The organism is Streptomyces sp. NPDC014861 (genome assembly GCF_043081625.1).
Taxonomy (GTDB): domain Bacteria; phylum Actinomycetota; class Actinomycetes; order Streptomycetales; family Streptomycetaceae; genus Streptomyces.
The window spans coordinates 401,992-424,061 of record NZ_JBIBWV010000002.1 but is presented as its reverse complement, the minus strand read 5'-3'; the positions used below and the strand labels follow the sequence as shown (position 1 = coordinate 424,061).

At 72.7% G+C, this 22,070-nt stretch carries 17 protein-coding genes; 6 read left to right on the top strand and 11 right to left on the bottom strand.

The features are described from left to right. The first annotated feature begins 136 nt into the window (after window positions 1–136). The gene (locus tag ACF1BN_RS05600; protein ID WP_392330276.1) at window positions 137–2,440 is read left to right on the top strand and encodes a CDP-glycerol glycerophosphotransferase family protein; all 2,304 of its coding nucleotides are present in this window, start codon (window positions 137–139) and stop codon (window positions 2,438–2,440) included. A 72-nt stretch (window positions 2,441–2,512) separates the two neighbouring features. Here ACF1BN_RS05600 and ACF1BN_RS05595 read toward each other — a convergent pair whose 3' ends face one another. The 10 genes from ACF1BN_RS05595 to ACF1BN_RS05550 all read right to left on the bottom strand — a co-directional run bounded on the left by ACF1BN_RS05595 (window position 2,513) and on the right by ACF1BN_RS05550 (window position 15,017). Further along, a complete protein-coding gene (locus tag ACF1BN_RS05595) occupies window positions 2,513–4,441 on the bottom strand; it encodes a TIGR03960 family B12-binding radical SAM protein (protein WP_392330275.1) in 1,929 nt (642 codons plus the stop codon). A gap of 52 nt (window positions 4,442–4,493) precedes the next feature. After that, window positions 4,494–6,017 (bottom strand): CHAD domain-containing protein, encoded by a 1,524-nt coding sequence (locus tag ACF1BN_RS05590; protein WP_392330274.1) that lies wholly within the window; start codon window positions 6,015–6,017, stop codon window positions 4,494–4,496. A gap of 90 nt (window positions 6,018–6,107) precedes the next feature. Next, a complete protein-coding gene (gene rodA / locus ACF1BN_RS05585) occupies window positions 6,108–7,307 on the bottom strand; it encodes a rod shape-determining protein RodA (protein WP_392330273.1) in 1,200 nt (399 codons plus the stop codon). Window positions 7,308–7,311: 4 nt separating this feature from the next. Further along, window positions 7,312–9,504 (bottom strand): penicillin-binding protein 2, encoded by a 2,193-nt coding sequence (mrdA, locus tag ACF1BN_RS05580; protein ID WP_392330272.1) that lies wholly within the window; start codon window positions 9,502–9,504, stop codon window positions 7,312–7,314. 19 nt (window positions 9,505–9,523) lie between these two features. Next, complete coding sequence (gene mreD, locus ACF1BN_RS05575) at window positions 9,524–10,192, bottom strand: rod shape-determining protein MreD (RefSeq protein ID WP_392330271.1); 669 nt, start codon at window positions 10,190–10,192, stop codon at window positions 9,524–9,526. Continuing rightward, window positions 10,189–11,244 (bottom strand): rod shape-determining protein MreC, encoded by a 1,056-nt coding sequence (gene mreC, locus ACF1BN_RS05570; protein WP_392330270.1) that lies wholly within the window; start codon window positions 11,242–11,244, stop codon window positions 10,189–10,191. Before mreC ends, mreD begins: the two co-directional genes overlap by 4 nt. A 76-nt stretch (window positions 11,245–11,320) precedes the next feature. Continuing rightward, window positions 11,321–12,340, bottom strand: a complete 1,020-nt coding sequence (locus ACF1BN_RS05565; protein ID WP_019886273.1) for a rod shape-determining protein — start codon at window positions 12,338–12,340, stop codon at window positions 11,321–11,323. A 267-nt stretch (window positions 12,341–12,607) separates the two neighbouring features. Continuing rightward, window positions 12,608–13,021, bottom strand: coding sequence for a nucleoside-diphosphate kinase (gene ndk, locus ACF1BN_RS05560; RefSeq protein WP_351107245.1), 414 nt, complete (start codon window positions 13,019–13,021; stop codon window positions 12,608–12,610). A gap of 64 nt (window positions 13,022–13,085) precedes the next feature. Beyond that, window positions 13,086–13,454 (bottom strand): DUF4233 domain-containing protein, encoded by a 369-nt coding sequence (locus ACF1BN_RS05555; protein ID WP_392330269.1) that lies wholly within the window; start codon window positions 13,452–13,454, stop codon window positions 13,086–13,088. A gap of 6 nt (window positions 13,455–13,460) precedes the next feature. After that, window positions 13,461–15,017, bottom strand: coding sequence for a bifunctional folylpolyglutamate synthase/dihydrofolate synthase (locus tag ACF1BN_RS05550; protein WP_392330268.1), 1,557 nt, complete (start codon window positions 15,015–15,017; stop codon window positions 13,461–13,463). A gap of 65 nt (window positions 15,018–15,082) precedes the next feature. Between ACF1BN_RS05550 and ACF1BN_RS05545 the strand changes: the two genes are divergently transcribed. Continuing rightward, a complete protein-coding gene (locus ACF1BN_RS05545; protein ID WP_392330267.1) occupies window positions 15,083–16,105 on the top strand; it encodes a rod shape-determining protein in 1,023 nt (340 codons plus the stop codon). Window positions 16,106–16,304: 199 nt separating this feature from the next. On the opposite strand, the gene ACF1BN_RS05540 is transcribed toward ACF1BN_RS05545, so the two are convergent. Continuing rightward, window positions 16,305–17,444: a sensor histidine kinase gene (locus ACF1BN_RS05540; RefSeq protein ID WP_392330266.1), complete on the bottom strand. Its 1,140-nt coding sequence runs from the start codon at window positions 17,442–17,444 to the stop codon at window positions 16,305–16,307. 101 nt (window positions 17,445–17,545) lie between these two features. Between ACF1BN_RS05540 and ACF1BN_RS05535 the strand changes: the two genes are divergently transcribed. The 4 genes from ACF1BN_RS05535 (at window position 17,546) to ACF1BN_RS05520 (ending at window position 22,067) form a co-directional block, all read left to right on the top strand. Next, entirely contained in the window at window positions 17,546–18,712 is a 1,167-nt protein-coding gene (locus tag ACF1BN_RS05535; RefSeq protein WP_392330265.1) for an ATP-binding protein, read from the top strand. Continuing rightward, window positions 18,709–19,392, top strand: a complete 684-nt coding sequence (locus ACF1BN_RS05530) for a response regulator transcription factor (protein ID WP_392330264.1) — start codon at window positions 18,709–18,711, stop codon at window positions 19,390–19,392. The genes ACF1BN_RS05535 and ACF1BN_RS05530 overlap by 4 nt, the downstream gene beginning before the upstream one ends. A 131-nt stretch (window positions 19,393–19,523) precedes the next feature. After that, a complete protein-coding gene (gene wecB / locus ACF1BN_RS05525) occupies window positions 19,524–20,666 on the top strand; it encodes a non-hydrolyzing UDP-N-acetylglucosamine 2-epimerase (protein WP_392330263.1) in 1,143 nt (380 codons plus the stop codon). 54 nt (window positions 20,667–20,720) lie between these two features. Beyond that, window positions 20,721–22,067 (top strand): glycosyltransferase family 2 protein, encoded by a 1,347-nt coding sequence (locus ACF1BN_RS05520; RefSeq protein ID WP_392330262.1) that lies wholly within the window; start codon window positions 20,721–20,723, stop codon window positions 22,065–22,067. The last annotated feature ends 3 nt before the right edge of the window (window positions 22,068–22,070 follow it).

Below are 22,070 nucleotides of genomic sequence, written 5' to 3'. Positions count from 1 at the left end.
GGTCTCCGCCTCACCTGCCGGGAACCCGCCGTTCACCCGCCCGGATGCCCGTACAGGCGCCCGCCGCCCCCGAGAGGCGTTCGAGTACTCCTGTCATACTGCGCTTGAGCGGTTCGACTGAGGAGAGACACACGGCATGCCGTCTGCAGCTACCCCCCGTTTCAGCGTGATCATCCCTGTCTACGGGGTCGAGGGCTACATACGCGAATGCCTCGAATCGATCACCTCGCAGAGCTACCCGGACTTCGAGATCATCGCCGTCGACGACTGCTCCCAGGACAGCAGCGGCGCCATCATCGACGAGTTCGCCGCCCGCGACGCGCGCGTCCGCGCCGTCCACCGCGAGCGGAACGGCGGCATCGGCGCCGCCCGCAACACCGGCGTGTCCCACGCCCGCGGCGACTACCTGCTCTTCCTCGACGGCGACGACTCCATCCGCCCCGGCTCGCTGCGGGCCCTCGCCGACCGGCTCGCCGAGACCGACGACCCCGAGATCCTCCTCTTCGACTACGTCCGCACCCACGTGGACGGCACCGTCGAGCCCAGCAAGTCCGCCCGGCACATCGCCCCGATCGGCGACCGGGTGGTCCGCCCCGTCGACCACCTCGAACTGCTGCGGGTCTTCGCCGTGGTCTGGAACCGCGTCTACCGCCGCGACTTCTTCACCACCGGCGGCCTCACCGGCGACGGCGACGGCTTCCGCTTCACCGACGGCCTCTACGAGGACGCGCTCATGGTCTACACGACCATGGCCGCCGCCCGGCGCGTCGCCGGCCTGGAGTACGTCGTCGTCGAGTACCGCCAGCGCCGCCAGGGCAGCTCCATGCGGAGCAGCTCCCCGCGCAAGCACTTCGTGATCTTCGAGCAGTACCAGCGGGTCTTCGACCAGCTCGAAGGCCGCCCCGGCCTCGACGAGTACCGCAAGATCGTCTTCGAGCGGATGGTCAGCCACTTCCTCTACACCCTCGCCCGCGGCTTCCGAATACCGCGCAGCCACCGCCGCGCCTACGTCCGCGAGGCCGGCAAGGCGTACCGCAGGAACGAGCCCAGGGGCTTCACCCCGCCGCCCGGCATCGTCGGCCTGAAGTTCAAGGTCCTCAGGACCGGCTCGTACGCGGCCTTCGAGTCGCTCAAGGCGGCCAACGGCACCCGCGAGACCGCCTCCCGCGCGCTGGGCCGTTCGAAGCGCTGGGGCGGCCGCAAGGCCCTGAAGACGTACTACGCGGTGCAGCGCCGGCTCCCCGTGGACGAGAACCTCGCCGTCTACTCCGCCTACTGGGGCCGCACCCCCGGCTGCAACCCGCTCGCCGTCCACGACGCCGCCAGGAAGGTCGCGCCGAAGCTGCGCGGGGTCTGGGTGGTCAACCAGGCGTACGCGGGCAAGCTGCCCGCGGGCATCACCCGGGTGGCCCCCGCCACCTTCGGCTACTGGAAGGCCATGGCCCGGGCGAAGTACCTGGTCAACAACGTGAACTTCCCGGACTCGGTGGTCAAGCGCCCCGGCCAGGTCCACCTCCAGACCCACCACGGCACCCCGCTGAAGCGGATGGGCCTGGACCAGCAGTACTACCCGGCCGTCGCCAAGAGCATGGACTTCGACAAGCTCATGGAGCGGGTGGACCGCTGGGACTGGAGCGTCTCCTCCAACCAGCACTCCACCGAGCAGTGGGAGCGGGTCTACCCGGCGCCCTTCCGCACCCTCAATGCCGGCTACCCGCGCAACGACGTCTACTACCGGGCCGGCGCCGAGGACGTGCGCCGGATCCGCGGCGCGCTGGGCATCGCCCCCGGCAAGAAGGCGATCCTGTACGCGCCCACCGTCCGCGACCACCAGAAGGACGCCTTCGTCTCCCGCCTGGACCTCGCCCGCTTCGCCCGCGAGCTCGGCCCCGACTACGTCCTCCTGGTCCGCGCCCACTACTTCTACGGCGCCGACCGCGAGCTGAGCGCGCTCGCCGAGCGGGGCGCCCTGGTGGACGTCTCCCGCCACCCGTCGGTGGAGGAGCTGTGCCTGGCGGCGGACGCGCTGATCACGGACTACTCGTCGATCATGTTCGACTACGCCAACCTCGACCGGCCGATCGTCACCTACGCCGACGACTGGGAGATGTACCGCACCTGCCGCGGTGTGACCTTCGACCTGCTCTCCGGCGAGCCCGGTGACACCCCCGGCGTGGTCGCCACCACCGAGGACGAGCTGATCGAGGCCTTCCGCGGCGGCGCCTGGGCCGCCGAGCCCGCCGCCGCGCTGCGCCGGGCCTTCCGGGAGCGCTTCTGCGCCTGGGACGACGGCCACGCCGCCGAGCGCGTCGCCCGCGCCGTGTTCCTGGCGGAGACGTCCCCGAACCCGCCGGTGGTCCCGGTCGCCGAGCGCACCCCCGCCCCCACCCCCGAAGCGGCCGAGGCGGCCACCACCCGCCCGGAGCACGTCACGAACTGACCCCGGCACCCACACACGACAGGGGCGCCCGGACGGATACCGTCCGGGCGCCCCTGTCGTGTGTGCGGGGAGCTACTTGACCACGGAGAGCGGCAGCAGCTTCTTGCCCGTGGGACCGATCTGGATGTGCGTGTCCATCTGGGGACAGACACCGCAGTCGAAGCACGGGGTCCAGCGGCAGTCCTCGACCTCGGTCTCGTCGAGGGCGTCCTGCCAGTCCTCCCAGAGCCAGTCCTTGTCGAGACCGGAGTCCAGGTGGTCCCAGGGCAGGACCTCCTCGTAGGAGCGCTCGCGGGTGGTGTACCAGGCGACGTCCACGCCGAACTCGGGGAGGGTCTTCCCGGCGCACTCCATCCAGCGGTCGTACGAGAAGTGCTCGCGCCAGCCGTCGAAGCGGCCGCCGTCCTCGTAGACCGCGCGGATGACGGCGCCGATGCGGCGGTCGCCGCGGGAGAGCAGGCCTTCGACGATGCCGGGCTTGCCGTCGTGGTAGCGGAAGCCGATCGAGCGGCCGTACTTCTTGTCGCCGCGGATCTTGTCGCGGAGCTTGCGCAGGCGCTCGTCCGTCTCCTCCGCCGAGAGCTGCGGGGCCCACTGGAAGGGGGTGTGCGGCTTGGGGACGAAGCCGCCGATGGAGACGGTGCAGCGGATGTCGTTCTGGCCGGAGACCTTGCGGCCCTCGGCGATCACGTTCATCGCCATGTCGGCGATCTGGAGGACGTCCTCGTCGGTCTCCGTCGGCAGGCCGCACATGAAGTACAGCTTCACCTGGCGCCAGCCGTTGCCGTACGCCGTGGAGACGGTCCGGATCAGGTCCTCCTCCGAGACCATCTTGTTGATGACCTTGCGCATGCGCTCGGAGCCGCCCTCGGGGGCGAAGGTGAGACCGGAGCGGCGGCCGTTCCGGGTCAGCTCGTTGGCGAGGTCCACGTTGAAGGCGTCGACGCGGGTCGAGGGGAGGGACAGGCCCACCTTGTCCTCGGTGTACCGGTCGGCGAGGCCCTTGGCGATGTCGCCGATCTCCGAGTGGTCCGCGGAGGACAGGGAGAGCAGGCCGACCTCCTCGAAGCCCGTCGCCTTGAGGCCCTTCTCGACCATCTCGCCGATGCCGGTGATGCTTCGCTCCCGCACGGGGCGCGTGATCATGCCGGCCTGGCAGAAGCGGCAGCCGCGGGTGCAGCCGCGGAAGATCTCGACGGACATGCGCTCGTGGACGGTCTCCGCGAGCGGCACGAGGGGCTGCTTGGGGTACGGCCACTCGTCGAGGTCCATGACGGTGTGCTTGGAGACCCGCCACGGCACGCCGGACCGGTTGGGCACGACACGGCCGATGCGGCCGTCCGGCAGGTACTCGACGTCGTAGAACCGCGGGATGTAGACGGAGCCCGTCCGTGCGAGGCGGAAGAGGACCTCCTCGCGGCCGCCCGGCCTGCCCTCGGCCTTCCAGGCGCGGATGATCTCGGTCATGTCGAGGACGGCCTGCTCGCCGTCGCCGATGATCGCCGCGTCGATGAACTCCGCGATCGGCTCGGGGTTGAAGGCCGCGTGGCCGCCCGCGAGCACGATGGGGTGGTCGACGGTGCGGTCCTTCGCCTCCAGCGGGATGCCCGCCAGGTCCAGGGCGGTGAGCATGTTCGTGTAGCCGAGCTCCGTGGAGAAGCTCAGGCCGAACACGTCGAACGCGCCGACCGGGCGGTGGCTGTCGACCGTGAACTGCGGGACCTTGTGCTCCCGCATCAGCTCCTCGAGGTCCGGCCACACGCTGTAGGTGCGCTCGGCGAGGACGCCCTCGCGCTCGTTCAGCACCTCGTAGAGGATCATGACGCCCTGGTTGGGCAGACCGACCTCGTACGCGTCCGGGTACATCAGCGCCCAGCGGACGTCGGCGGACTCCCACGGCTTGACCGTGGAGTTCAGCTCTCCACCGACGTACTGAATCGGCTTCTGCACGTGCGGGAGCAGAGCTTCGAGCTGCGGGAAGACAGACTCGGCAGCAGACATCTCGAACCTTCGTGAGCTGGCAGGGGGGCGACTCTCCAGCGTACCCCGTCGCTCAGCGGCTCAGCGCCGCCCGGAGTCCGGGGGCCGCGGCCCGCTCCCACACCTCCGGCAGCCTCCGCTCCTGGGCCTCGGCGGCGCCCTCCTGGCGGGCGTGGAGAACGCCCCAGGTGAAGGAGGGTTCGCCGGCCGATTCGGCCTGGTGGGCGAGGTCGTCCAGGGCGGCTCGGGCGACGACGATGTCCTGGTGGTCGCCGAGGAGGCTCTGGACGGCCTTCACCTTTTTGGCGAACCGTTTCGCGGGCTTGCCGAGGGCGGGTACGGCGGCGTCGGCGGCGTAGCGGGCCCGTTTGGCGGCCTTGCGGGCCTCGTGGAGGGCGAGGTCGCGCTCGTGGCCGGGGCCGAGGCCGAGCGCGGGGCCCATCCGGTCGGCGAGGCGGCGGTGGTCGCGGCGGATCGCCTTCGGCAGGACCTTGCCGGCCTTCTTCCGGGCGGCGGGCCGCAGCGGCGGGTCGGCGAGCAGTCCGTCGAGGGCGTCGAGGAGCGCGAGGTGGCGGGGCGAGTCGAGGGCGTCGAGGGCGCGGTGCCGGGCGCCGCGGGAGCGGGCGTTGCTCCAGGTGCGGAGCCGGCCGCGGACGGGGCCGTGGCGCAGGTCGCGGGGCAGCGCGTCGACCGCGTCGCCCAGCCGGGCGTCCAGGACCTCCTGGTCGCGGGCGTGGCCGAGTTCGCCGGCGAGCCACTTCAGCTCGGCGCCGACGGGGTCGGTGACGTCCCGGTCGAGGACCTTGCGGTAGGTCTTGAAGGCGCTGCGGAGGCGGCGGCAGGCGACCCGCAGCTGGTGGACGGAGTCGGGGAGGTCGCGGCGGACGGCGGGGTCGAGCCGGACGACGGCCTCGACCTGTTCCCGTACGTAGGCGAGGACGGCGGCGCCCGCCGTGGAGTCGCCGGTCGCCTCCGCGGGGTCGCGGGGCTCGGGGGCGAGGCCGGTCTCGTCGAGCGCGCGGGCCAGTTTGGAGGGGGCGTCGGAGGGGTGGATGCCGGCCTTCCTGAGCCGTTTCTCGACGGCGTCGAGGACCTCGGGGTCGGTGTCGCCGGCGAGCTCGACCTCGATCTCGGTCCAGGCGGCCGAGCCCTCGCCGTCGAGGAGGCGGTCGGCGTGGACGGTGTCCACGGAGAGCTCGGCGAGGATCGTGCCGTCGGCGTCCCTCAGGTGCCTCACGTCGCGGGAGGAGCGGAGCCGGACGACGGGGACGACCTCGGCGTGGCGGAGCCGGGAGCGCAGGAGCTCGGCCAGGGAGGGCGGGAGCGTCTCCGAGAGCGGGGCCCTGATCTCGTCGCGGACGCCGACGGCGACGGGGAACTTGACGTGCCAGCCGGCGTCCTTCCCGCCGGTGCGGCGCCGCAGGGTGAGGGAGGCGGCCGCGAGTCTCAGGTCGGCCGTGTCGTAGTAGACGGCGTCGAGTTCCGTGACGCCCTCGCCGGTGACCGCCGCGACGCCGTCGGCGCGGGTGAGGTCCGGCAGCCGGGTCTCCGCGGTGGCTTCGTACTTCCGCTCGATCTCGCGTGTGGTCTCCGCCATAGGTCGAATCTAACCGCCGGGGCGGCACTCCATGCGTCCTCGCGCCGGAGAGCCTGCCGTGGCGGTGGCGGTGGCGGTCGCGGTGGCGGGTCAGGCGGTCATCGGGCGTTGCACCCGGATCGACTGGAGGAGTCCGATGGCGACCCAGACGGCGAACATGGAGGAGCCGCCGTAGGAGACGAAGGGGAGCGGCAGACCGGCGACGGGCATGATGCCGAGGTTCATGCCGATGTTCTCGAAGGCCTGGAAGGCGAACCAGGCGACGATGCCGGCGGCGACGATCGTGCCGTACAGCTCGGTGGTCTCGCGGGCGATCCGGCAGGCCCGCCAGAGGACGATGCCGAGCAGCAGCAGGATGAAGCCGGAGCCGACGAAGCCCAGCTCCTCGCCGGCGACGGTGAAGACGAAGTCGGTCTGCTGCTCGGGGACGAACTGGCCGCTGGTCTGGTGGCCGTTGAAGAGGCCGGCTCCGTAGAGGCCGCCGGAGCCGATCGCGATGCGGGCCTGGTTGGTGTTGTAGCCGACGCCGGAGGGGTCGAGGTCGGGGTTGGCGAAGGCGGCGAAGCGGTTGATCTGGTACTCGTCGAGCATGCCGAGGGCGGTGACGAGGACCGCGCCGGCGATGCCGGAGAAGATCAGGCCGAGGACCCAGCGGTTGGAGGCGCCGGAGGCGAGCAGGACGCCGAGCACGATCACGATCATCACCATGACCGAGCCGAGGTCGGGCATGAGCATGATGATGCCCATGGGGAGGGCCGCGAGCACCAGGCATTTGGCGACGGTGCCGTGGTCCGGGTGGAGCTGGTCGCCCGCGTCCACCTTCGAGGCGAGCAGCATCGCCATCACCAGGATGATGGTGATCTTGACGAATTCGCTGGGCTGGAGCGAGAAGCCGCCGCCGACCACGATCCACGCGTGGGCGCCGTTGATGGTGGCGCCGAGCGGGGTGAGGACGGCGAGGATCAGCACGATCGACAGGCCGTAGAGGACCGGGACGGCGCCGCGCAGGGTGCGGTGGCCGAGCCAGACCGTGCCGATCATCAGCGCCACGCCGATGCCGGTGTTGAGCAGGTGCCGGAAGAGGAAGTAGTACGGGTCGCCGTTGTTCAGCTCGGTACGGCCCCGGGTCGCCGACCACACCAGCAGCGAGCCGATGAGCGAGAGCGCCAGGGCCGAGAGCAGGATCGGCCAGTCGAGCCGGCGCAGCACCGAGTCGCGGGCGGTCAGCCGGGCGACGGTGCCGCGCTCGGGGGCGTAGCGGGAGACGGAGAAGCTCGTCCGCGTCGGCATCGGGTCAGTCCCTCCTGTTGGGGGGCGTGCCCGCGAGCGGCGGCGGCGCGGCGCCGTCCTGCCCGTTCGGGTCGACCAGCTGGGACTTGGGGTCGTACGCCTTGATCGTCGGCGCGTCGATGGTGCCGTCGGCGTCGACCTTCGGCAGCGTCTTCTGCGGCCCGGGGAGCAGGGCGCGCTTGAGGTCCTGGTTGCCGGCGTCGTCGAGGCCGTAGAGGGCGTCGTAGATGTTGCGGACGGCGGGGCCGGAGGCGCCGGAGCCGGTGCCGCCCTGGGAGATGGTCATGACGATGGTGAAGTCGTCGGTGTAGGTCGCGAGCCAGGAGGTGGTCTGCTTGCCGTAGACCTGGGCGGTGCCGGTCTTGGCGCGCATGGGGATCTTGTCCTGGGGCCAGCCGCCGAAGCGCCAGGCGGCGGTGCCGCCGGGTTCGACGACGGAGCGCAGGCCCTTGTCGAGGTCGCGGACGGTCTCGGCGTCGACCGGCAGCTTGCCGTGGGCCTTGGGCTTGATCTCGCGGACCTGCTTGCCGTCGGGGCTGATGATCGCCTTGCCGACGGAGGGGTCGTAGAGGGTGCCGCCGTTGCTGATGGCCGCGTAGATGGTGGCCATCTGGATGGGGGTGACGAGGACGTCGCCCTGCCCGATGGCGAAGTTGATGCTGTCGTACGCCTTCAGCTGGTTGCCTTCGAGGCAGTTCTCGTACGCGATCTGCTCGACGTAGCTGCCGCCCTTCTTGCCCTGCTTGCACCAGGCGTCCTTGTTGGCCTCCCAGAACGCCTGCTTCCACTGGCGGTCCGGGATCCGGCCCTTGACCTCGTTGGGCAGGTCGACGCCGGTCTCGGAGCCGAGGCCGAAGTCGCGGGCGGTCACGTAGAACCAGTCCTTGGAGTCCTTGTTCGCCGTGATGCCGCCGTCCTTCTGCCACTCCTTGTGGCCGAGGGCGTAGAAGACGGTGTTGCAGGAGTACTTGAGGGCGTCGCCGAGGGTGATCGGGCCGTGCCCCTGGGACTCGAAGTTGGCGAAGCTGCGGCTGCCGAGGCTGTAGGAGGCGCTGCAGTTGTACGTGTCGTTGAAGTCGTAGCCGGCCCGGACGGCGGCGCTCGCGGAGATCACCTTGAAGATGGAGCCGGCGGGGGCCTGGCCCTGGATGCCCCGGTTGAGCAGCGGGTAGTTGGAGTTCTTGCTGGTGAGGGAGGCGTAGTCCTTGGCGGAGATGCCGCCGATCCAGACGTTGGGGTCGTAGTCGGGCTGGGAGGCCATGGCGACGACCCGCCCGGTCCTGGTCTCCATGACGACGACGGCGCCGGAGTCGGCCTCGTACTTGCGGCCGGTGATCTTGTCGGTCTCGCCGCGGACCGTCTTCATGGCCTGTGCGAGCTCGTACTCGGCGACGGACTGGACGCGGGCGTCGATGCTGGTGACGAGGGTGGAGCCGGCCACGCCGGGGTCGGACTTGGTCTGGCCCATGACGCGTCCGAGGTTGTCGACCTCGTAGCGGGTGACGCCGGCCTTGCCGCGCAGCTCCTTGTCGTAGGTGCGCTCGATGCCGGAGCGGCCGACCTGGTCGGAGCGGAGGAAGGGCGAGTCGCTGTCCTTGGCCTTGGTGATCTCGTCGTCGGTGACGGGCGAGAGGTAGCCGAGGACCTGGGCGGTGCGGGCCTTGCCGGGGGCCGGGTAGCGGCGGACGGCGGTGAGCTCGGCGGTGATGCCGGGGAAGTCCTCGGTGCTCTCGCGGATGGTGAGCGCCTGCTGGACGGTGGCCTCGTCGGTGACCGGGATCGGCTGGTAGGGGGAGCCGTTCCAGCAGGGCTTGGGCGTCTTGGAGTCGCAGAGCCGGATCTTGTTGACGACGTCCTCGGGCTTCATGTTCAGGACGCCGGCGAGACGGGTGAGGACCTCCTTGCCGTCGTCCTTCATCTTCATGAGCTCGGTGCGGGAGGCGGAGACCACGAGCCGGGTCTCGTTGTCGGCGAGCGGGACGCCGCGGGCGTCGAGGATGGAGCCGCGGACGGCCGGCGTGACGACCTGCTGGATGTTGTTGCTCTTGGCCTCGTCGGCGTACTCCTTGCCGTTGCGGATCTGGAGGTACCAGAGCCGGCCGCCCAGGGTGAGCAGCAGCGAGAAGACGAGGACCTGGATGACGATGAGCCGGGTCTGGACCCGTGGGGTCCGTCCGGTCTCGGGGATGTTGCTCATGCTGCCGGTGCCCCCTCGGTCACAGTCGCTTGACTCCCTTGATACGTCCGGCGCGTCCGGCGCGGGTGCGGGCGGCCTTGACGCGGAGGCCGCCGCGCTGGGTGCCGATCCTCAGGCCGGTGCCGGAGGAGAGCCAGCCGGAGGCGACGTCTCCCGCGCCGGCCCCCGTGGCGTCCGCGACCGGGTCGTTCTCGGCGCGGCGGGCCAGCGCCATGATGAGCGGCACGGTGAAGGGCGCGAGCAGCAGGTCGTAGACGACGGCGGTGAAGAGCAGGGGGACGAGGCCGACGTGGCGGGCGGCGGTGTCGCCGACGAGGGCGCCGACGCCCGCGTAGAGCAGGGTCGAGCCGACGGCTGCGCCGACGACGGCGGCCATCGGGCCGATCGCGGAGGTGAAGCGGCCGTTCTCGGGCCGGGCGAGGCCGACGAGGTAGCCGACGACGCAGAGGACGAGGGCGTAGCGGCCGGCGGCGTGGTCGGCGGGCGGGGCCAGGTCGGCGAGGAGGCCGGCGGAGAAGCCGACGAGCGAGCCGGTGACGGGGCCGTGGACGAGCGCGAGGGCGACGACGGTGAGGAGGACGAGGTCGGGTACGGCGCCGGGGAGCTGGAGCCGGGCGAGGACGGAGACCTGGACGACGAGGGCGACCACGATCAGGGTCGCGGAGAGGAGGATGCGGTTGAACTTCACGGTGTCGCGTCCTCCTGGTCGTTCGGGTTCGCCGCCCGGCCGTCGGGCTTCCGGGCCTGGTCCCCCGGGGCCTGTTCCCGGGCCGGGTCCTGGATCGGCTGTTCGGCCTGGCCCTGGGGCCGGGTGTTCGCCTGCTCGCCGTCGGCGGGCGGCTCGGCGGTGACCGTGACGGTGACGGTCGGCGCGGGCTTCGGCTTCTGCGGCAGCACCGTGTCGCGCGGGTCGGAGCGGGGGGCCTGGACGACGACGCCGACGATGTCGAGCTTGCTGAAGCCGACGTACGGGCGGACGTGGACGTTGCGGGTCAGGCCGCCGCCGAGGGGGTCGACGCGGACGATCTCGCCGACGGGCACGCCGGGGACGAAGGGCCGGTCGCCGGCCGAGCCGAAGGTGACGAGGCGGTCGCCCGCCTTCACCTTGGCCTTGCCGTTGAGGAGCTGGACGAGGAGCGGCCGGTCGCCCTGGCCGGTGGCGAAGCCGAGTTCGTCGGACTTCTCCATCCGGGTGCCGACGGTGAAGTCGGGGTCGTTGGCGAGGAGGACGGTGGAGGTGGACGGGCCGACGGTGGTGACCCGGCCGACGAGTCCGGCGCCGTTGAGGACGGTCATGTCGCGCTGGATGCCGTCGCGGGCGCCGACGTCGAGGGTGACGGTCCAGGAGAAGCCCTGGGCCGACCCTATGGCGATGACCTGGGCGCCCTTGATGCCGTACTGGCCGGCGCCGGCGGTCTTGAGGAGGGCGTCGAGTTCGCGCAGCCGGTTGCGGTTGCGGTCGTCGCTGCCGAGCTCGGCCTTGAGCGCGGCGTTCTCCTTCTCCAGGGCGGCGATGCGGTTGTGGCGCTCCCCGGAGTCGCGGACGGCGCCTATGGCGTTGCCGATGGGGTCGACCGCGGCCGCGACGCCGTTCTCGACCGGGCCGAAGACGGCGGCGGCGGCCTGCCGGGCGCCGTCGACCGGCGACTCCTGGCCGCCGCGGATGTCCACCGTGATCAGCGCGAACGCGACGGCGACCAGCAGCACCAGGAGCAGCCGGCTCTCTCGTGTGTCCCTCACGTGCGGCGGCCGTGCCCTTCCTCGTGGTTCGTTGTGCAGATGTTCGTACCGTACGGGCTCGCGCCCGGCCGTTGGGTCAGCGGCGCGGCTGGGCGTCCAGGACCTGCTGGAGGGCCTCGAACTCCTCGACGCACTTGCCGGATCCGAGGGCGACCGAGTCCAGCGGGTCCTCGGCGATGTGGATCGGCATGCCGGTCTCCCGGCGGAGCCGCTCGTCGAGGCCGCGCAGCAGGGCGCCGCCACCCGTGAGAACGATGCCGCGGTCCATCACGTCACCGGAGAGCTCCGGCGGGCACTTGTCGAGGGTGGTCTTCACGGCGTCGACGATCGCGTTGACCGGCTCCTCGATGGCCTTGCGGACCTCGGCGGCCGAGATGACGACGGTCTTGGGGAGGCCGGAGACGAGGTCGCGGCCGCGGATCTCGGTGTGCTCGTCCTGCTCCAGGTCGTAGGCCGAACCGATGGTGATCTTGATCTGTTCGGCGGTGCGCTCACCGAGGAGGAGCGAGTACTCCTTCTTGATGTGCTGGATGATCGCGTTGTCCAGCTCGTCGCCGGCCACCCGGATCGACTGTGCCGTGACGATTCCTCCGAGGGAGATGACCGCGACCTCGGTGGTGCCGCCGCCGATGTCGACGACCATGTTGCCGGTGGCCTCGTGGACGGGGAGGCCGGATCCGATGGCGGCGGCCATGGGCTCCTCGATGATGTGCACCTGGCGGGCGCCCGCCTGGGTGGACGCCTCGATGACGGCGCGGCGCTCGACTCCGGTGATGCCGGAGGGCACGCAGACGACGACCCGGGGGCGGGCGAGGTAGCGCCGCTTGTGGATCTTGAGGATGAAGTAGCGGAGCATCCGCTCGGTGATCTCGAAGTCGGCGATGACGCCGTCCTTCAGCGGGCGCACGGCGACGATGTTGCCGGGGGTCCTGCCGATCATCTTCTTCGCCTCGGCACCCACCGCGAGGATTCCGCCGGTGTTGGTGTTGATCGCGACGACGGACGGCTCGTTGAGGACGATGCCTCGACCCCTGACGTACACCAGCGTGTTGGCGGTCCCGAGGTCGACAGCCATGTCACGGCCGATGAACGACATGAAGTTCCCCTTGTTTCCCATGGCTGAGGGTGGTGCGGCGAAGAGTTTTCATCGTAGTGCCGCTCACGCGGATGGCGCGCGCTGGTCCACCTCTGTACTAGGTGACGGTAGGACGCGGCGATCCGTTCCCGGGATTGGCGTTCATATGCCTGGGGGCGGCCGAATTCCTTCGGTCGCCCCACAACTGGCTGCCGTTCGGCTGACGGCGGGTCAGCCGGAGCTCGCACGGCCGAACGGGTCGGGCCCGACCCGTACGCGGCGAACGGGTCAGGCGAGACCCGGGAAGAAGATCTTCAGCTCGCGCGCGGCGGACTCCTCGGAGTCCGAGGCGTGGATGAGGTTCTCGCGGACGATGGTGCCGAAGTCGCCGCGGATGGAGCCCGGGGCGGCGGCGATCGGGTCGGTCGGGCCGGCCAGCTGCCGGACGCCCTCGATGACCCGCTCGCCCTCGACGACGAGCGCGACGACCGGGCCGGAGGACATGAAGCCCATCAGCGGCTCGTAGAAGGGCTTGCCCTTGTGCTCGCCGTAGTGCTGCTCCAGCGTCTCCTGGTCCAGCTCGCGCAGCTCCAGGGCCGCGAGGGTCCAGCCGGCCTTGCGCTCGATGCGGCCGATGATCTCGCCGATCAGACCGCGGCGGACCGCGTCGGGCTTGAGCAGGACGAGCGTGCGCTGGCTCACGGGGGGAACTCCTTCGGGAGGGATGTGCGGGCCTATGAATCTACAGGGCCCGCACCGCCCTCCGTCACGCAGCGTCAGGCCCTGCGGAGCCCTGGGCGGCGGTGTTCGAGGCGGCCCAGCGGGCCTTGATCTCGTCCACCTTGCGTCCGTAGTGCACCGAGCACCACCACAGCACGGCGAAGACGGCGCCGAGGAAGAACATCACGGGGACGAAGAAGCCGCTGAGGATCAGCCCGATCTGGAGGGCCCAGCCGAGCTGCACGCCACCGGGACGGGTGATCATCCCGCAGAGCAGCACGGAGAGGACCATGGCGACGCCGCACACCCACCACACGGTGGAGGTGGTGAGCGAGTCGTCCTTCATGGCGACGAGACCGGCGAAGCCGATGACGAAGAACTCGCCGACGAGGGTGGAGGAGCAGAGCGTGCGCATGCCGGGTCAGCCCCTCTTGAGCAGCAGTCGGGCATCCCCGACCGTGAAGATCGAACCGGTCACCAGGACGCCGGCGCCGCCGTACTCGGCCTCCTCCTCGGCGAGCGTGATCGCCGCCTCCAGGGCGTCGGGCAGCCGGGGCTCCACGACGACCCGGTCCTCGCCGAAGACCTCGACGGCGACCGCGGCGAGCGCGTCGGCGTCGGTGGCGCGGGGGGTGGAGTTCTGGGTGACGACGATCTCGGCGAAGATCGGCTCGAAGGCCTCCAGGAGCCCGCGGGCGTCCTTGTCGCCGCTGGTGGAGACGACGCCGACGAGCCGGGAGAAGCCGAAGGCCTCGGAGACGGCCTCGGCGGTGGCGCGGGCGCCGTGCGGATTGTGCGCGGCGTCGAGGATGACCGTCGGGGAGGAGCGGACGACCTCCAGGCGGCCGGGCGAGGAGGTCTGCGCGAAGGCGCGCCGGACCGTGTCGAGGTCGAGGCTGCGGGCCTGCTCGGCGCCGATGCCGAAGAACGCCTCGACGGCGGCGAGCGCCACGGCCGCGTTGTGCGCCTGGTGGGCGCCGTGCAGCGGGAGGAAGACCTCCTCGTACTCGCCGCCGAGGCCGCGCAGGGTCAGGAGCTGGCCGCCGACGGCCACCTCGCGGGAGACGACGCCGAACTCCATGCCCTCGCGGGCCACGGTCGCGTCGACGTCGACGGCCTTCTTGAGGAGCACCTGGGCGGCGTCGACCGGCTGCTGGGCCAGGACGACGGTGGCGCCCCGCTTGATGATCCCGGACTTCTCGCCGGCGATCTCGCCGGTGGTTTCGCCGAGCCGGTCGGTGTGGTCCAGGTCGATCGGGGTGACGACGGCGACGGAGCCGTCGATCACGTTGGTCGCGTCCCAGGTGCCGCCCATGCCGACCTCGACGACGGCCACGTCGACCGGGGCGTCCGCGAAGGCCGCGTAGGCCATTGCGGTGAGGACCTCGAAGAAGGAGAGGCGGTACTCCTCCCGGGCGTCGACCAGCTCCACGTACGGCTTCACGTCCTGGTACGTCTCGATGAACCGCTCGGCGGAGATCGGGGCGCCGTCCAGGCTGATGCGCTCGGTGATGGTCTGCACGTGCGGCGAGGTGTAGCGGCCGGTGCGCAGCTCGAAGGCGGTCAGCAGGGACTCGATCATGCGGGCCGTCGACGTCTTGCCGTTGGTGCCCGTGATGTGGATCGAGGGGTACGCGCGCTGCGGCTCGCCCAGCACGTCCATGAGCGCCGCGATCCGGGTGACCGAGGGCTCCAGCTTGGTCTCGCCCCAGCGGGTCGAGAGCTCCGTCTCGACCTCGCGCAGCGCCTTGTCCAGCTCCGGGTCCTCGGGGCGGGTCGGCACGGGGTCGCCCGTCGGCGGTCCGGCCTGGGTGCGCAGGGTGCGGCTGCCGGCCTCGATCACCGCCAGGTCGGGGTCTCGGCTCGTCGCTTCGTCGACGAGTTCGTCGAAGTCGTCGGCGGTCTCGTCGGCGTGGTCGCGCGGGTCGCTCGGGTCACTCACGGACCCAAGTCTACGGAGGCCCACCGACAGGACCATGGACCCACCCCTTTCGGGACCTTCGGCCCGCCGTCCGCGGGGGCGGCCCGGCAAACTTGGCGATCATGGACATAGGCATCGATCTCGGCACGGCCAACACCCTCCTCTACGCGCGCGGGCAGGGCATCGTGCTCAACGAGCCGTCCGTGGTGGCGGTCCAGGAGGGCTCCCGGCACGCGCTCGCGGTCGGCGCGGCGGCGAAGGAGACGATCGGCCGGACGCCGGGGTCGATCACCGCGATCCGGCCGCTCCGGGACGGGGTGATCAGCGACTACGAGGCCGCCGAGGAGATGATCCGGCACTTCGTCCGCAAGGCGCTGCCCGGGCGGCGCCGGCCGCGCACCCGGATGGTCGTGTGCGTGCCGAGCGGGGTGACGCCGGTCGAGCGGCGGGCGATCGTGCACGCGTCGATCTCGGCGGGCGCGCGGGCCGTCCACCTCATCGAGGAGCCGATGGCGGCGGCGATCGGGGCGGGGCTCCCGGTCGCCGACCCGCGCGGCTCGATGGTCGTGGACATCGGCGGCGGGACGACCGAGGTGGCGGTGATCTCGCTGGGAGGGATCGTGACCGCGCAGTCCCTGCGGGTCGGCGGCGACCGCTTCGACACGGCGATCACCGACCACGTCCGCAAGCGGCACTCGCTGCTGATCGGCGAGCGGACGGCGGAGGACGTGAAGGTGGCGATCGGCTCGGCGTGGCCGGTGCCGGGCGGCGAGGAGTTCGAGCGGCGCGGCTTCACCGTGCGCGGCCGGGAGAGGGTCAGCGGGCTGCCGCGGACGGTGGAGCTGACCGTGCCGGAGGTGCGGGAGGCCTTGGACGAGCCGGTGGAGGCGGTCATCGCGGCGGTGCGGGTGACGCTGGAGGAGTGCCCGCCGGAGCTGTCCGGCGACGTGATGGAGCACGGCATCGTGCTGACCGGCGGCGGGGCGCTGCTGCCGGGCCTCGACCTCAGGATGGCGTCGGCCACGGGCATCCCGGTCTTCGTCGCCGACGCCCCGCTCGACTGCGTGGCCCTCGGCTCCGGCCGCTGCGTGGAGGACTTCGACGGCCTCCAGCGGGTGCTGGGGAAGGCGGAGTCGGCGCGGTAGGCGGGGGCGTACGGGAGGAGAGCGGGGGCGCGGCTTGGGGGGCTGGGGCCTGGGGGCCTGGGGATCTCGGGGTGTACGGGGTGTACGGGGCGGCCGGGGAGCGCGGCGGGGGGGGCGGGCCTGGGGGGTGTACGGGTCGACCAGGGAGCGCGGGGGCGGGGCCGGAGGCACGGGCGGTGCGGGGCGGGGGCGTGTGGGCTCAGGGGCGGAGACCCGACGGGAGGGTGGCGCGGACGGTGTAGGTGCCGTCGTGGGCGCCGGCGGTGAGGGTGCCGCCCATGCTGGCGACCCGTTCGTCCATCGAGACGAGGCCGGTGCCGGTGGAGACGGGGGCGCGGTCCGGCGGGGTCTTCGGCAGCGGGTTGCGGACCTCGATCCACAGGTCGGGGCCCTCGACGCCGATCGCGATCCGTACCGCCAGCCCCGGCGCGTGCTTCGCGGCGTTCGTCAGGCACTCCTGGACCACCCGGTGGACGGCGGTCTGCCGCAGCGGCGAGAGCGCCTTGACCTCCTCGGCCACCTCCAGGTCCACCGGGCTGCCCATCCGCTCGCTCTCGGCGGCCAGGTCGGCCAGGCCCTCCAGGCCAGGTGTGGCGCCCTCCCGGTCGGCGCGCCGCACGATCGTCTCGTTCAGCATGAGGTGGGCGCGCCGGGCGGTGTCGGCCAGCTCCTCGAAGTCCTTCCGGTGGGCCTCCCCGCGGGCGCGCACCGCGAGCACCTCGGCGCGTACCGCGAGCACCGTCAGCTCCCGGCCGACCAGGTCGTGCACGTCCCGCCCCACCTGGATGCGCTCCTCCTGGACGGCCTGCCGGGCGGCGGCCTCGCGCCGCTGGACCTCCAAGGCGCGGACGAGGTCGTGGCGGTGGGCGGCGATGCCGACGCCGGCCGCGAGCACCCCGATGGGGATGACGAGGCTGAGGAAGTCGCTCAGCGTGGCGCCGTGCCGGACGGGCCAGCCGGGCGTAAGGAAGTACCCGTACGCCACCCCGATGTAGAACAGGGTGGCGGCGACGGCGGCCCGCCGGCCACGGAAGCGGCCGATCGAGTACAGCGCGAACTGGATCAGGGTCACCTCGTGCAGCCAGCCCATCAGGGCGAGCGCCACGAGGTACGGCACCCAGGGGGCCCGCCGGCGCAGGACCAGGGTGGCCGCGCCGGCGGCGAGGACGAGGGTGGCGGTGACGCCGGTGAGCGAGTTGTCGGCGCGGGCGAGGCCGGGCACGTCGAGGAGCATGAGCGCGAAGGCGCTGAGCGCGGCGACGACGTCCAGGGCGCGCGGCGAGGCGGCCCACCGGTCCGCGCGGCGGCGCAGCGCGGGGACGGTGGGGAGGCGGACCATGTCTCCATCATCCAGGGTCCTTGGTCCCGACGCCGTGGACCTGAAGTCCCGTCTGCTGTGAGATCAGGCACTTCGTCCTGATTCCTGTTTGACTCGGAGGCGTGCCCGATTCCTCTCCCGCCGCGGAACCCGCGGTCGCGGACCTCCTCGACGCCCTGCCCCAGGCCGCTGCCGTCGTCGGGGACGGTCCCCGGGTCCTGGGGGCGAACCGGCGCTTCCGCGCCCTGCTCCGGCTGCCGGACGGCCTGGACCCGACCGGGCGGGACGGCGGCGAGCTGCTCCTCGCCCACGTCGCCGCGCTCCTCGCCCGTCCGGAGGAACGCGCCCGCTTCCTCGCCGCGGCCCGCTCCCACGGCCCCGTCACCCGGACCGCCGACTACCACCTGGAGGACGGGCGGATCCTGCGCCGCCGCCGCTCCCCCGCGGGCGCCGGCGCCCATCTGCTCCTGATCGAGGACGTCACCCGCGCGTACGAGGCCCGGGACGAGCTCGACCTGCGGGTACGCCGGCTGGCGGAGCTCACCGACGAGCGCACCGCCTTCGCCGGCCGCGCCCTGCACGAGCTGCGCACCCCGCTCGCCACGGTCCTCAGCTTCACCGAGCTGCTGCTCGACCCGGCGAGCGGCCCGCTCGGCCCCGAGCAGACCGCCTATCTGGAGGCGATCCTGCGCAACGCCCGCCGGATGACCTCGATCGCCGAGAACCTCCCCCGGGCCGCGGGCGAGGACCCCGCCGACCCCCGGCACGCCGCGCCCCGCCGCGACCGGGTCCTCGTCCCCGAGCTGGTCCGGCGGGTGGCCCTGGAAGCGCTCCAGCGGACCGGCGGGACGGGGCCCTACCTCTCCGTCGACGTGCCCGCCGGGGGGCCGCCGCTGGCCGCCGACGGCTGGCTGCTGACCGGAGCGCTGGAGGAGCTGGTCGCCAACGCGCTGCGGTTCACCCCGGCCGGCGGGCGGGTGGAGATCGGGGCGCGGGCCGGGGACGGGCACTGGACCGTCCAGGTGAGGGACACCGGGATCGGCGTCCCGCTGGAGTACCAGGACGAGGTCTTCACGCCGTACGTCCGCGCCCCCAACGCCCGGCGCGGCGGCCACCCCGGCACCGGCCTCGGCCTGGCGAGCGCTCTGGAGGCGGTCCGGCTGCACGGCGGGACCCTCACCGTCCGGGACCGGCGCGACGGACCGGGCGCGGTCTTCACCGTACGGCTGCCGCTGACCGGACCGGACGGGACGGGCGGACGCGTGGCGGAGGGCGGCTCCGGCCCGTGACCCGGCTGCTCGTCGTCGAGGACGACCCCGACCTCGCGCTCGCCCTGCGGGTGCTGCTGACCCGCAGCGGGTACGACGTCTCGCTCGCCGCCGACGGGCGCGAGGGGCTGCGGCTGCTCTTCGCCGAGCGGCCCGCCCTGATGGTGCTCGATCTCGTCCTGCCCGCGCTCGACGGCTGGGAGGTGCTGGACCGCACCCGGGACATGAGCGACCTGCCGGTCCTCGTCCTCTCCGGACTCGGCGAGCTCGACGACCGGGTCCGGGGGCTGCGCTCGGGCGCCGACGACTACCTGGTGAAACCGTTCGCCCAGGCCGAGCTGCTGGCCCGGATCGAGGCCCTGCTCCGCCGTACCGGGCCGGGCTCCTGGGCCGGCGAGACGGTCGAGGAGGACCTGCGGCTGGTCCCCGAGCGCCGCTCCGCGCTCTGGCTCGGCTCCGAGATCCGGCTCAGCGACATCGAGTACCGCCTCCTGCAGCTCCTGGTCCGCAACCGGGGCCGGGTGGTCACCACCGAGCAGCTCCTGGACCAGGTGTGGGACGACGCCTCGGCCGTCGGCCGCGACCGGGTCAAGTTCGGCGTGCTGCGGCTGCGCCGGAAGCTGCGCTACGCGGGCGGGCCGCACTCCCGCGACCCGATCGAGTCCGTCCGGGGCCTCGGCTACCGGTACGAGCCGGGGTGACGGAGAGCACCCCCTTCCCGGGACCAAGGTCCCGGGCCCACCGTCACGAACCCGAGCGAATCGCCCATGACAACCGTCCGGCAACCAAGTGCCACCGGAGCGCGCCACCGGCCGCCGTCATCGTCGGCTCCATGCACAGCCTTCCCGCCCACAGTGTCGCCGTCGTCCTCGGTACCCGCCCCGAGCTGGTCAAACTCGCCGAGCTCATCAGGGTGCTCGGCCCCGCCGCCCGGGTCGTCCACACCGGCCAGCACTACGACGAGGAGCTGTCGGGCGGCTTCCTGACCGAACTGGGCCTGCCCGAACCGGAGTACCTCACCGGCGTCGGCGGCCGCCCCCGCGCCGTCCAGGTCGCCGCCGCGCTCTCCGCCCTCGACGAGCTCTTCGCCGCCGAACCGCCGCTCGCGGTGATCGTCCAGGGCGACACCAACGCCGCCCTCGCCGGCGCGCTCGCCGCCAACGCCCGCGACCTGCCCCTGGTCCACGTCGAGGCCGGACTGCGCAGCCACGACCGGGCGATGCCCGAGGAGCACAACCGCGTCCTCATCGACCGCCTCGCCGACCTGCTCTGCGCCGCCACCCCCGACAACCGCGCGCTGCTGCTCGCCGAGGGCCTGCCGCAGGAGCGGATCGCCGTCACCGGAAACCCGGTCGTCGAAGCCGTACGCGACCACCTGCCGCCCGCCGGGGACCGGGCCGCGCTGCTCGCCGCGCACGGCCTCGCGCCCGACTCCTACCTGCTGGCCACCGTGCACCGGCCCGAGAACACCGACGACCCGGCCGCCCTGCGCGCCGTCCTCACCGAGCTCGCCGGCCTCGCCTCCGAGCTCCCCGTCGTCCTCCCCCTGCACCCGCGCACCCGGGCCCGGATCGAGGCCGCGGGACTGACCGGACTCCTCGACCGCCTCACCGTCCTGCCGCCCGCCGGCTACGGCACCTTCCTCGCGCTCGCCCGGCACGCAGCCGTCCTCGTCTCCGACTCCGGCGGCGTCCAGGAGGAGACGACGGTCCTCGGCCGCCCGCTGGTCGTGGTCCGCCGCTCCACCGAACGCCCCGAGGCCATGGCCGACTTCGCCGAGCTCGTCGCCCCCGGCCCGCGGATCGGCGCCGCCGTCCGCCGCCGCCTCGCCGAGGGGACGCCCGGCCTCGACCGGCTGGCCTCGCTCCCCAGTCCGTACGGCGACGGGACCGCGTCCCGCCGGATCGCCACCCTCACCGCCCGCCTGGCCGTCGCGCGCGCCGTCCCCGACCGGGCCCCCGCGCTGGCCGCCTGAGCCGGACCGCGCCCTCCCGCCCTCCTGCCCTCCACCCAGCGGAGCCCGTTCCCCATGACTCTCCCCCTCCTCCTCTACGTCTTCCCGTTCGCCCTCCTCGGCTGCTTCCTCGTGTACTGGGCCGGCGCCCGGCACGCGTACGCCCGGCGCCGCCCCACCCGGACCGGCGACCCGGCCGCGTACGACTGGCACTTCTTCGTGCCCTGCCGCGACGAGGAGGCCGTGATCGCCACCACCGTCGCCCGGCTGCGGGCCGACTTCCCGCTCGGCCACGTCTGGGTGATCGACGACGCCAGCGACGACCTGACCGCCCCGATCACCGCCTCGCTCGCCGCCCGCGACCCACGGGTCCACCTCGTCCGGCGGCACCGCCCGGACGCCCGGATCGGCAAGGGCGCCGCCCTCAACGCCGCCTACGACGCGCTCGGCGAGCACCTGCCCGCCGGCACCGACCGCGCCCGGGTGGTCGTCTGCGTCGTCGACGCCGACGGGCAGCTCTCCCCCGACGCCCTGGCCCTGGTCAGCGGCCCGGAGGCGTTCGGCGACCCGGACATGGGCGGGGTGCAGATCGGCGTCCGGATGCGGAACGTCGACGACGAGCGCCCGCTGCCCGACCGGGGCCGCGCCGCCAACGCGTACGCCCGGCTCCTGATCCGCATGCAGGACGCGGAGTTCGCCGTCTCCAACACCGCGATGCAACTGCTGCGCCGCCGCACCGGCTCCGTCGGCCTGGGCGGCAACGGGCAGTTCACCCGCCTCACCGCGCTCGACCGCATCGCCGCCGCCGAACGCCGCCCGTGGCAGCGGGACGCGCTCCTGGAGGACTACGAACTCGGCCTGCACATGCGGCTCGCCGGCTACCGCGTCACCCACGTCCACGACGCCTGGGTCAGCCAGGAGGCGCTGCCGTACACCCGCCGCTTCCTCACCCAGCGCACCCGCTGGGCACAGGGCAACATCGCCTGCGTCCGCTACGCCGGCCGGATCGTCTCCTCCCGCCACTACAGGGCCCGCGGCGTCCTGGAGTCGCTCTACACCTTCTTCCAGCCGATCGCGCACCTCGCGACGCTGCTGCTGACCGCCGTCATGTTCCTCGCGCTCCTCGCCGGGGGCAGCGCCGCCGCGGTCGTCCTCGCCGCCTGGCCGCTCGCCCTGGCCCTCGCCCTGGTCTCGATCGTCCCCTTCGTCCTCTGGGGCCCGGTCTACCGCCGCGAGTTCGCCGCCGACCGCTCCCGGCTGAAGGGCGTCCTGTGGGGCCTCGCCCTCTGGCTGTACGCCTACCACCTCTTCGTCGTCTCGGCCCGCGGCTTCGTCCGCCTGGTCCGCGGCCGCACCGGCTGGGCCAAGACCCGCCGCAACGCGGAGAGCGCGGGCGTCGGGCCGGTGGCCACGGAGTCCTGACGG